Source organism: Paenibacillus sp. J22R56 (assembly GCF_056269375.1).
In genome coordinates this window covers 499422-510227 of the sequence record NZ_JBWDNV010000003.1, presented here as the reverse complement: position 1 = coordinate 510227, position 10806 = coordinate 499422, and the positions used below count along the sequence as shown (strand labels likewise).

Annotated in this window: 13 protein-coding genes; all 13 read right to left on the bottom strand. The window is 48.0% G+C overall.

Annotated features, from left to right (window positions below):
* Positions 1 to 143: 143 nt before the first annotated feature.
* The 13 genes from AC0YNT_RS10270 to upp all read right to left on the bottom strand — a co-directional run bounded on the left by AC0YNT_RS10270 (position 144) and on the right by upp (position 10777).
* Entirely contained in the window at positions 144 to 932 is a 789-nt protein-coding gene (locus AC0YNT_RS10270; protein ID WP_475804470.1) for a tyrosine-protein phosphatase, read from the bottom strand.
* Positions 933 to 1086: 154 nt separating this feature from the next.
* Positions 1087 to 1485: a F0F1 ATP synthase subunit epsilon gene (locus tag AC0YNT_RS10265; RefSeq protein WP_015847358.1), complete on the bottom strand. Its 399-nt coding sequence runs from the start codon at positions 1483 to 1485 to the stop codon at positions 1087 to 1089.
* Positions 1486 to 1509: 24 nt separating this feature from the next.
* Positions 1510 to 2913, bottom strand: coding sequence for a F0F1 ATP synthase subunit beta (atpD, locus tag AC0YNT_RS10260; protein ID WP_167280993.1), 1404 nt, complete (start codon positions 2911 to 2913; stop codon positions 1510 to 1512).
* A gap of 39 nt (positions 2914 to 2952) precedes the next feature.
* Positions 2953 to 3813 carry an ATP synthase F1 subunit gamma gene (atpG, locus tag AC0YNT_RS10255; protein ID WP_475804469.1) on the bottom strand — a complete coding sequence of 287 codons (861 nt, stop codon included), beginning with the start codon at positions 3811 to 3813 and terminating at the stop codon, positions 2953 to 2955.
* 380 nt (positions 3814 to 4193) lie between these two features.
* A complete protein-coding gene (gene atpA / locus AC0YNT_RS10250; protein ID WP_167280995.1) occupies positions 4194 to 5708 on the bottom strand; it encodes a F0F1 ATP synthase subunit alpha in 1515 nt (504 codons plus the stop codon).
* A gap of 24 nt (positions 5709 to 5732) precedes the next feature.
* Entirely contained in the window at positions 5733 to 6272 is a 540-nt protein-coding gene (locus AC0YNT_RS10245) for a F0F1 ATP synthase subunit delta (RefSeq protein ID WP_167280996.1), read from the bottom strand.
* Positions 6269 to 6751, bottom strand: a complete 483-nt coding sequence (gene atpF, locus AC0YNT_RS10240; protein WP_475804468.1) for a F0F1 ATP synthase subunit B — start codon at positions 6749 to 6751, stop codon at positions 6269 to 6271. Before atpF ends, AC0YNT_RS10245 begins: the two co-directional genes overlap by 4 nt.
* A 139-nt stretch (positions 6752 to 6890) precedes the next feature.
* On the bottom strand, positions 6891 to 7115 hold the full coding sequence (gene atpE / locus AC0YNT_RS10235; protein WP_015847364.1) for a F0F1 ATP synthase subunit C: 225 nt from the start codon (positions 7113 to 7115) through the stop codon (positions 6891 to 6893).
* Between the two features lie 75 nt (positions 7116 to 7190).
* Positions 7191 to 7955: a F0F1 ATP synthase subunit A gene (gene atpB, locus AC0YNT_RS10230; RefSeq protein WP_475804467.1), complete on the bottom strand. Its 765-nt coding sequence runs from the start codon at positions 7953 to 7955 to the stop codon at positions 7191 to 7193.
* 3 nt (positions 7956 to 7958) lie between these two features.
* A complete protein-coding gene (locus tag AC0YNT_RS10225) occupies positions 7959 to 8366 on the bottom strand; it encodes an ATP synthase subunit I (RefSeq protein WP_167280999.1) in 408 nt (135 codons plus the stop codon).
* Positions 8366 to 8641: an AtpZ/AtpI family protein gene (locus AC0YNT_RS10220; RefSeq protein ID WP_336774787.1), complete on the bottom strand. Its 276-nt coding sequence runs from the start codon at positions 8639 to 8641 to the stop codon at positions 8366 to 8368. The genes AC0YNT_RS10225 and AC0YNT_RS10220 overlap by 1 nt, the downstream gene beginning before the upstream one ends.
* Positions 8642 to 8829: 188 nt before the next feature.
* Positions 8830 to 9978 (bottom strand): non-hydrolyzing UDP-N-acetylglucosamine 2-epimerase, encoded by a 1149-nt coding sequence (wecB, locus tag AC0YNT_RS10215; protein ID WP_441895657.1) that lies wholly within the window; start codon positions 9976 to 9978, stop codon positions 8830 to 8832.
* A gap of 169 nt (positions 9979 to 10147) precedes the next feature.
* Complete coding sequence (gene upp / locus AC0YNT_RS10210; RefSeq protein WP_167281002.1) at positions 10148 to 10777, bottom strand: uracil phosphoribosyltransferase; 630 nt, start codon at positions 10775 to 10777, stop codon at positions 10148 to 10150.
* Positions 10778 to 10806 lie beyond the last annotated feature (29 nt).

The following is a 10806-nucleotide window of genomic DNA, read 5'->3' as shown; positions in this document are numbered from 1 at the left end:
GTTCTCAATGATACGGATTAACCATAATTATGTCAATACATTTTTGATAACTTTACCCATAAAAAAATAGCCTTATACAGCATGATTGATTGCTCTTTCATGTGTAAAAGGCTATTTTTGATATAAAATAACTTAAAATTTTTCTATTTTCCGAACAATGATTTAATCTTGCTCCACCCTGCCGCCTTAGCTGTTGGCTGGGGTATGGTGGGCTGATCCGTAATACTCCTGCCATTCCATAACGCCTGGGCATTACGCTCAAAGTAACGTCTCCATGCCGGCCCAAGCTCCTGTTCCACTCGTTCATATGCGTCTTTCATTCGAAAACCGCGCCATTCCAGATTATGCGCATCCGATGCGACGATATGTATTAACCCGCGCCGGCATAACGTCCATGCTGATTTCTCAATCCCTCTGCCGAAGCCACCTAGCAAGGAATGGGTCGTCACCTGTGCATATGCCCCAAGCTCGACTAACTCAGCGAGACGGTCCGGGTTCTGAACGACTTCCGCATTACGCTCCGGATGCGCGATAACCACGCGAACGCCCAGCAGATGCAGCTCATATACGAATTGTTCCATCGACTTTGGTATTTGTGAGGATGGCATCTCGATTAACACATAAGACGAATCCCCCATCGGCAACAACTTGCCGTTTTGCCAGTTGGATATCAAATCATTATGTGCCCGGATTTCTTGGCCAGGCAGTATACGAACAGGTATATTCAGCTCAGTCAGCTTCCCATTCAGCTCTTCGGTTAATGCTTTGACCGTCTCTGCATCATTACTGTACTTGCCATCATAATGATGTGGTGTCGCGATAATGCCTGTTATGCCTTCCTCAGCCGCAGCTCGAGCTAGCTTGATGGAATGCTCCCAATCAGCCGCTCCATCGTCGATTCCAGGTAATATGTGTGTATGGACATCGATCATGTCCCTCGTGTCTCCTTCCAATCGACCAGTTATTTATCCCTATTGTGAGAGATAGTCCTATTGAAGTCAATGAGACACAAGTCGGTTTTATGTATATTTCATTAATTAAAAAACGCCGTCCATATCTCTGGTGAGATCTGAACGGCGCTTGTTATTAACGCTCTGTGACGTTGATCCGGTTCGATGCACGTTGCAGAGCAAGCTCTGCACGTTTGAAATCAACTTCGTCGCGTTTAGCTGCCAGGCGCTCTTCAGCACGCTGTTTCGCAGCTTGTGCACGATTGACATCAATTTCTGAAGCCAGCTCCGCGCTTTCAGCAAGGATAACCACTTTGTCCTTACGGACTTCAATGAAACCTCCGCCTACAGCCAGAACGTCTACTTTACCATCACGCTTAATGCTGATCGGTGCAATACGCAGCGGTGTTACGAGTGGGATATGGTTCGGCAAAATACCGAGCTCACCCGCGATACCTTTAACACTGACCATATTAGCCGTTTCTGCATAAACTTTGCGCTCCGGAGTTACGATTTCAACTAGAAAAGTACTCATGTGGAATCCTCCCGCCTTTCGCTATTACAGCGTTTTGGCTTTCTCCACGGCCTCTTCAATCACACCTACATATCGGAAAGCTTCTTCCGGAAGGTCGTCATGTTTGCCCTCGAGAATTTCTTTAAAGCTGCGAACAGATTCTTTAACAGGTACGTATTTACCTTTGATACCTGTGAACGGTTCAGCAACGTGGAACGGTTGGGACAGGAACAATTGAATGCGGCGCGCACGCGATACAGTCAGCTTGTCTTCCTCTGTCAACTCGTCCATACCAAGGATTGCGATGATATCTTGAAGCTCTTTATAGCGTTGAAGAATTTTCTTAACGCCTTGAGCTACGTTGTAATGCTCTTCGCCCAGAATTTCTGGGTTAAGGAGACGGGACGACGAAGCAAGTGGATCTACCGCTGGGAAGATACCCATCTCGGAGATTTTACGCTCAAGGTTAGTTGTAGCGTCCAAGTGAGCAAACGTCGTTGCAGGAGCCGGGTCAGTGTAGTCATCGGCAGGTACGTAGATCGCTTGGATCGAAGTAACCGAGCCTTTTTTCGTCGACGTGATACGCTCTTGCAATTGACCCATTTCAGTTGCCAGTGTTGGCTGGTAACCTACCGCGGATGGCATACGTCCAAGAAGGGCCGAAACCTCGGAACCTGCTTGTGTGAAGCGGAAGATGTTATCGACGAACAGAAGTACGTCTTTGCCTTCTGCATCACGGAAGTATTCAGCCATTGTCAAACCTGTCAAAGCTACACGTTGACGTGCGCCTGGAGGCTCGTTCATTTGTCCGAATACCATCGCTGTTTTGCTCAGTACGCCGGAATCTTTCATCTCGTGGTAAAGGTCATTACCTTCACGAGTACGCTCGCCTACGCCAGCAAATACGGAGATACCGCCATGCTCTTGTGCGATGTTGTTGATAAGCTCTTGAATTGTTACCGTTTTACCTACGCCCGCGCCGCCGAACAGACCGATTTTACCGCCTTTAGCGTAAGGAGCGAGCAAGTCGATAACTTTGATACCTGTTTCAAGAATTTCCGATTGTGTCGACAATTCATCGAATGCAGGAGCTTGACGGTGAATCGGAAGGTTAGTTTCCGAAGTTGCGTCGCCTGCTTGGTCGATAGGCTCGCCCAGTACGTTAAATACACGGCCGAGTGTTGGTGCACCAACTGGAATTGTGATTGGCGCGCCTGTGTCTACAGCTTCCATGCCGCGGACCAGACCGTCAGTTGTGCTCATCGCAACAGCACGAACCAGGTTATCACCCAGATGAACTGCTACTTCAAGCGTCAAATTAATATTGATGCCGCCTGCTGGGGCATCTTGAACGATTTTAACGGCGTTCAAGATTTCCGGCAGGTTACCGCGTTCGAACTCCAAGTCAACGACTGGACCCATGACGGATACTACGCGTCCTTTTTTCATGGTTTTCCCTCCTGGTACTTTCTTTTACTTCTATATGCCTTATGCCTGTGCGTTCGCACCTGCAACGATCTCCGAGATCTCTTGCGTAATCGCCGCTTGACGTGCCCGGTTATAGGTCAGCGTCAATTGACTGATCATTTTGTTAGCATTCTTCGTCGCACTGCCCATGGCTGTCATGCGAGCGCCCTGCTCACTGGCTTTCCCGTCAAGCACCGCGCTGTAAATAAGCGTCTCCGCATATTTAGGCAGCAGCACCTCCAGAACACCTTCCGGGGACGGCTCGTACTCGTACGAAGTTACCGGACCGTTGCCGCTTACTTCCTGCAGTGGAAGCAAACGTGTTTCTGTAGGGATCTGAGTAATTGCATTTACGAATTGGTTGTAGCAGATGTACAGCTCATCGTATTTGCCCTCAGAGAACATTTTGACTGCGTTATAAGCGACCGATTTGATGTCAGCGAATGTCGGGGAATCGGACAGGCCAATTACCTCATCGATGATCGGCATATTACGGCGGCGGAAGTAATCCCGGCCTTTACGCCCAATCACGAACAATACGTACTCATCACTCGATTTGTGCTTCTCGCGAATCGTTTGTGTTACTTTACGAAGGACGTTCGCATTGTAGCCGCCTGCCAGACCACGATCGGATGTGATAACGAGGTAACCCGTTTTTTGCACCGGACGCGTTTCCAACATCGGGTGTTTCACGCCTTTCGAGCCTGCTGCGATACTTGCTACTACTTCCTTCAGCTTATCCGAATAAGGACGGGCTTTCGTTGATGCTTCTTGTGCTCTTCTGAGCTTGGAAGCTGCAACCATCTCCATCGCTTTCGTGATTTGCTTCATGTTTTGTTTACTTTTGATCTCGCGCTTAATGTCGCGCATGCCTTTTGCCATTGCATTGTCACCCGCCTTTGTTGCTTTGCTGTTCAGTGGTGTGATGGCAAGCTGTAGTTTGTATTACAGGAGTCTGCATTTCACCTTGGTCGCCATTGAATCTGTATCCTTTGAATAACACCTCGCGGTGTGGATACAGTTCCAAAAGTGACACGTAAACTCTGCGGCTCACGCAGCCCCTTCCATACAAACGGCTTGCCTTACAACGCTGCACCCACAAAGCCTGGTGTTAAGCGCCTGCGCCCGTACAAAGGACGGGCGCGGGACATTATTGGAGGCCCAAGCGTAAACGGCTGCACCGCCCAAAGGAGGAGCAGCATACGTTTCGCGTTGAAATATAAGCAAAGTATAGAGAAAACCTATACGTTCTTATATTTAGATTAAGCCGTTACAGAAAAGCTTTTCTTGAATTTATTGATCGCATCAACAAGAGCTTTCTCGTTGTCAGCAACGAGGTCTTTTGTTGTACGAATGGATTCGCCGATTTCTGGGTGGCTGGAAGCCAGGAACGCAAGGAATTCTTTCTCGAAACGTTGAATATCAGCAACTGGAATTTCATCCAGGTGGCCTTTAACAGCGGAGTAGATCGAGATAACTTGCAACTCAACCGGCATCGGCTGGTTAACGCCTTGCTTCAGAATTTCCATCGTACGAGCACCACGGTTCAGACGAGCGAGTGTCCCTTTATCAAGATCGGAGCCGAACTGCGAGAACGCTTGAAGCTCACGGTAAGCTGCAAGGTCCAGACGGAGTGTACCGGCTACCTTCTTCATTGCTTTAATTTGAGCGGAACCACCTACACGAGATACCGAGATACCTACGTTTACTGCCGGACGTTGGCCGGAGTAGAACAGGTCCGCTTCAAGGAAGATCTGACCGTCTGTGATCGAGATTACGTTCGTAGGAATGTAAGCCGATACGTCAGACGCTTGAGTCTCGATGAACGGCAGAGCCGTCAGTGAGCCGCCGCCAAGTGCGTCGCTAAGTTTAGCAGCGCGCTCGAGCAAACGGGAGTGCAGGTAGAATACGTCACCTGGGTATGCTTCCCGACCCGGTGGGCGGCGGAGCAACAGGGACAATTCGCGGTATGCAGCCGCTTGTTTCGACAAGTCATCATAGATAACGAGAACGTGCTCGCCTTTGTACATGAAGTACTCACCCATCGAGCAGCCTGCATAAGGAGCCAGGAAGAGCAATGGAGCTGGTTCGGATGCGCCAGCTGTTACGATGATTGTGTAATCAAGTGCACCGTGTTTACGAAGTGTTTCCACAACGCCAGCAACAGTGGATTGTTTTTGACCAACAGCAACATAGATACATTTTACGCCGTTGCCTTTTTGGTTGATGATTGCATCGATTGCAATCGCTGTTTTACCTGTTTGACGGTCACCGATGATCAGCTCACGTTGACCACGGCCAACTGGTACCATCGCGTCGATCGCTTTAATACCTGTTTGCATTGGCTCATGAACCGATTTACGATCGATAACGCCCGGAGCCGGGGATTCAATCGCACGGAATTGAGTTGTATTGATTGGGCCTTTGCCGTCAAGCGGCTGACCCAGCGGGTTTACAACGCGGCCCAGAAGCTCTTCGCCTACTGGCACTTCCATGATGCGGCCCGTACGTTTTACTTGGTCGCCTTCGCGAATGTCCGTGTAAGGACCCAAGATAACGACACCAACGTTGCTTTCTTCCAAGTTGAGCGCCATGCCTACAACGCCGTTGGAGAATTCGAGCAGTTCGCCCTGCATCGCATTTTCCAAGCCGTGTACGCGGGCAATACCGTCACCGACATTGATTACGGTGCCGACGTCAACGACTTGAATTTCGGATTTATATTGTTCGATCTGTTGTTTAATCAGCGTGCTGATTTCATCAGGTCTGATACTCAATTCGTTCACCCCTATCTACATGCATTAGATTTTAAACGATTTTTGTAAACGTTCCAGCTTGCCGGACAGGCTGCCGTCATACAGACGGTCGCCGATGCGTACTTGTACGCCGCCAAGCAAATCTGGTTTAACGATTTGTTCTGCAACAATTTTCTTGCCGCTGAGCTTGCCAAAGCTTACTTCTACCTCAGCCAGTTCTGCATCCGACAAGTTATGAGCTGTATACACAACTGCATGTGCTTGACCGAGCGATTCGCCGGCGATTTTTGTATACGCAGTGTACACATCAGAGATCAGCTCTTGGCGACCGCGTACAAGAATAAGTTCAAGCGTATGAAGGACGAGCGCCGATACATGATCGCCAAATGCGCTTTTCAGCACAGCGATTTTTTTGCTCGGTTCGATGCTTGGAAGTTCAAGGAACTTACGTGCTTCGGGTTCATTCTTCAGACCTTGAACGATCAGCTTCAGCTGATCTTCCGTTTCCGTTACGATGCCCTGCTCTTGAGCGAGTTCGAACAGTGCTTTAGCGTAGCGCTTCGCTACGACAGTATCCCGGCTCATTTGCTTCCAACCTCTTTAAGGTATTGGTTAACCAATTGCTCTTGGGATTTCTCGTCCACTTGCTTTTCGATAATTTTCGACGCGATTTTGACAGAAATGCCGCCAACCTCTTCGCGAAGTGCAGCAACCGCTTTGTTTTTCTCGCTCTCGATATCTTTAACCGCTTCGTCTTTCAGACGAGTGGATTCGGATTTCGCAACTTGAATAATGTCATCGGCTTGTTTCGAGCTTGTAGCTCTAGCTTGCTCAATAATGTCATAAGCTTCTTTACGAGCTTCCTGAAGTGCTTGTTTCTGTTGCTCCAGTTGCTGCTCAGCTTCTTTCTTGCTAGTTTCCGCATTAGCAATTTGCTCTGCGACATACTGCCTACGCTGTTCCATGATGCCCAGCAAAGGACCAAACGCGTAGCGTTTCAGCAAGTACAGAAGGATCAGGAACGCAACCAGTTGGATGATAAGACTCGACCATACGATATGCAAAAAACGTCACTCCCTTCTATAGCTTAAAACAAATTCGTTCGAAAAGTCGGTTCATTACATGAACGGCTCAAAGGGCCGAACAAACAAAAAGGAAGGCGAGAAGGCAAAGCCACTCCCCGCCATGTGTCTAAACTTGTTATTAGGATTTGCCCAAGAAGATGAACGCAAGTACCAGTGTGATAACTGGAAGTGCTTCGACCAGAGCGACACCGATAAACATAGTTGTTTGAAGAGTACCACGAAGTTCTGGTTGACGGGAAATACCCTCAACTGTACGACCTACGATCAGACCGTTACCAATACCTGCGCCCAGTGCGCCCAAACCAAATACAATTGCTGCTGCAACTAATGCCAATGCTCCCATTAGAAAAATCCTCCTCAATTTTCGTGAAAATAGTTTTTTTATATTGACCGCCGGTATTCCGCCGGTTTGAAGCCATTAATGCTGTTCGCCATGCTCTTCATGCACAATTGCTTGTGACATGTATACCATCGTCAGCATACAGAATACGAATGCTTGTATTGCACCTACGAATACGCTGAAACCTTGCCACACGACAAGCGCTGGAATACCCCAAACACCCATCCCGAGGATTACGGCAATCATGACCTCGCCTGCGAAGATGTTACCGTAAAGACGCAAAGCAAGCGACAACGGTTTCGATACTTCTTTGATCAATGCGAGTGGCAGGAAGAGCCAATGCGGTTCAACATAGTGTTTAAAGTAGTGCTTCGTGTTAAGTCGAAGTCCCTCGATATGTGTCAGCAAGACAACGATCAGCGTAAGAGCGCCTGTTACAGCCACGTCCGCAGTCGGTGATTTCCACCAAGCAATATGAGCTTCTTCTTCTCCGTCCAGGAAGAGATCCATTCCAAGGAATGTTGCACCGTGATGCACTTCAGTAACAATACCTAGCGGCAAGCCAAGCATATCACCTACAAAAATATACATAATCAGGGTAAGACCGAGGATAAGGTATGGACGGCCTTTCTTGAGGTCCATAGACGTACCGATAATGTTCTGAACGAATTCGATAACCCACTCCAAGAAATTCTGAAGCTTCGTCGGATTCGTAACCGAGATGTTTCTCACTGACAGCATCGCAAGAACAAAGACAATGATGCTAGTGATCAAAATCATAGCGATTACGGCCAAATCAAACTCGATTCCAGCTACATGAACGATAGGAGAAATATGATCCATTAGTTATTTTTCACCCCTTTCATCGGTAGGATTTGACGCCATCAACTTTCGTCTGGACAAAAATCCCAGTATGAGTGTTGCCAATTGTGCGACAAATAATCCGGCAACAGTCGCTGAAAGCTGAAACGTGTATGTTTGTGTCGCAATCACAACTGCCAATAACGCGATGCATGCTCGGGTGAAAAAGCCAATATTCATCCTTTTCGTACCTTGCACAGCAGCATTCGCCCCGATCTTCGTAACCTTCCAGCCAAGAAGTCTTGCATTCACCAGACTGGCCGCTCCTCCGATCATAAGCCCGCCCCACCAGCTTTCATAGTCGGGCAGTAACGCCCAAGCGATACAGCATAGGGACATGAATAAGAAAGTAACTCTTGTAACGGCTTTCAAGTGGGCCGACAAATCGTCCATTATTTCGCTTTGCCTCCCGCAAACGTCCGAATCAGGAATATGACCGTAATGATGCCTACTGCAAGTCCCGCGACTAAACCGATAATGGAATAGTATTCGGTACCGTTTGCAAGATCGGCTTTATGACCGAGCCAGTAGCCAAGCCCCAGACATGCGGCTAGATCGGCCCCAATAGTGCCGACCAATCCCATCGCTCTCCAAGGGTCGTCTCCGAAACTGCCATGATCCGACTTATTCTGATTCTCTTTAGACGGTTGTTCTTTGGATGGATCCATGCAGAATCACTCCAAAACTCTCATTTATTTTATCGAAGCTGTTAAACTTTTGTCAATTCATTTAAATTCAAACATTTAGTGAACAGCGGCCCGAAAATCCTTATAAATAAAGGATTTTCCGAACGCTAAACCGTACAGTACCACTGTATGCTGTACATTGCTTATCTAGCAGCTGTCCGCTTGTGAAACTATGAACGTTGTGTGAACGTCTCAGGCCGCTCACTAGTTCTGCCAAAATGATGCAAAATCGCTTGTACAATGCGGACGGAAGCTTGTCCGTCACCGTAAGGATTGGCAGATTTACTCATTTTTTCGTACAAGGCAGCATCATTAAGAAGCGCACGTGCACGACTGTATACTTGCTCTTCATCCGTACCTACCAGCTCAAGTGTGCCCGCCTCGATACCTTCTGGACGTTCTGTTGTATCACGAAGCACAAGTGTTGGCACGCCAAAGGATGGTGCTTCTTCCTGTAAACCGCCAGAATCCGTCAAAATCATATACGCATGAGGATAGAAATTATGGAATTCAAATACATCAAGCGGCTCAATTAATTGAATGCGCGGATGATTGCCTAGAATTTCGTTAGCCGGTTCTCTAACAGCCGGGTTCGGATGAACCGCGTACACGATCGCTACATCTTCATGCTCGTCAGCAATCCGTTTCACGGCGCGGAAAATATTACGATGCGGCTCGCCAAGCGCTTCACGGCGATGTGCTGTCATCAGAATCATACGTTTGCCCTTCGCCCATTCAATAACGGGATGGGAGAACGATGGATCCACAGTGTATTGGAATACGTCAGTTGCCGTATTGCCCGTTACATAGATCGAAGCTTCTGACTTGTTCTCTTTGCGCAGATTGCCTGCCGACCATTCCGTAGGGGCAAAATGGACATCCGACAGCACGCCTGCGAGCTGGCGGTTCATCTCTTCCGGATATGGCGAGAGCTTATTCCATGTGCGGAGACCAGCTTCGACATGACCAACTTGAATCTGCTTCAGGAAGGAAGCATAGCTGGCGAGAAATGTCGTCTGCGTGTCGCCATGCACAAGCACGATATCCGGCTTTGCTTCTGTAAGCACAGGATCTAGACCTTCCAGAACACGGACGGTCGTCTCAGTCAGTGTCTGGCGGTCTTTCATGACATTCAGATCATAGTTGGGCTGGATCTCAAAGAAATCAAGCACTTGGTCCAGCATTTGGCGGTGCTGTGCCGTTACACATACGATCGATTCGATCTGATCAGAATGCTTGTTTAATTCCAGCACGAGCGGAGCCATCTTTACTGCTTCCGGACGGGTACCAAAAATCGTCATTACTTTCAGTTTGGACAAAACAACTCACTCCTAAAATGAATAGTTGCCTAAATCGCTCGATTAGAGAGCCATTTGTGACAATTCATACTTCGTAAGCTAAAATGAATTGTTTCCTAAATAGCTCATTTAGTGAGCCATTTGTGACAATTCATACTTCGTAAGCAACGCTTATTTTTGTTTGCTTATGTTAATTCGTGCCGAACAATCGGTCACCTGCATCGCCGAGACCTGGCACGATGTAGCCTTTTTCATTCAAGGCATCATCCAATGCGGCCAGATAAATATCAATGTCAGGATGAGCATCCTGTACCGCTTTCACGCCTTCCGGCGCAGCAATAAGGCACATCAGCCTTATCTGATCACAGCCGCGTTTCTTCAGCGAGTTGATGGCTGCAATAGCAGAGCCGCCTGTAGCAAGCATCGGATCGATAACAATTAGTTGGCGGTTAGCTGCGTCTGTCGGCAGATTAATGTAATATTCCAAAGGCTGAAGTGTTTCGTGGTCACGGACAAGGCCGATATGTCCAACCTTTGCAGCCGGAATCAGCTTCAGCATCCCTTCTACCATACCAAGGCCCGCACGCAGGATCGGAATAAGTCCAAGCATCCGACCGGACACGACTTTTGCTTCCGTCGTTGCGACTGGCGTCTCAACCGTAATGGTATCAAGGGGGATATCTCTTGTAATTTCATAAGCCATCAAGGTGGCTACTTCGTCAACCAGTTCACGAAAATCCTTCGTATTGGTATCTTTGTTTCTAATGAATGTCAGCTTATGCTGAATCAATGGATGGTCGCATATAACCACTTTGCTCATGGAGCGTAATTCCTCCTGTGTGAAAATGT

Coding starts and splice junctions, on each gene's coding strand:
- atpG (WP_475804469.1), bottom strand. CDS start 3,813: ATGGCAAAAGGCATGCGCGACATTAAGCGCGAGATCAAAAGTAAACAA.
- upp (WP_167281002.1), bottom strand. CDS start 10,777: ATGAGCAAAGTGGTTATATGCGACCATCCATTGATTCAGCATAAGCTG.
- atpD (WP_167280993.1), bottom strand. CDS start 2,913: ATGAAAAAAGGACGCGTAGTATCCGTCATGGGTCCAGTCGTTGACTTG.
- atpB (WP_475804467.1), bottom strand. CDS start 7,955: ATGGATCATATTTCTCCTATCGTTCATGTAGCTGGAATCGAGTTTGAT.
- AC0YNT_RS10220 (WP_336774787.1), bottom strand. CDS start 8,641: ATGGATCCATCCAAAGAACAACCGTCTAAAGAGAATCAGAATAAGTCG.
- AC0YNT_RS10225 (WP_167280999.1), bottom strand. CDS start 8,366: ATGGACGATTTGTCGGCCCACTTGAAAGCCGTTACAAGAGTTACTTTC.
- AC0YNT_RS10245 (WP_167280996.1), bottom strand. CDS start 6,272: ATGAGCCGGGATACTGTCGTAGCGAAGCGCTACGCTAAAGCACTGTTC.
- AC0YNT_RS10270 (WP_475804470.1), bottom strand. CDS start 932: ATGATCGATGTCCATACACACATATTACCTGGAATCGACGATGGAGCG.
- AC0YNT_RS10265 (WP_015847358.1), bottom strand. CDS start 1,485: ATGAGTACTTTTCTAGTTGAAATCGTAACTCCGGAGCGCAAAGTTTAT.
- atpE (WP_015847364.1), bottom strand. CDS start 7,115: ATGGGAGCATTGGCATTAGTTGCAGCAGCAATTGTATTTGGTTTGGGC.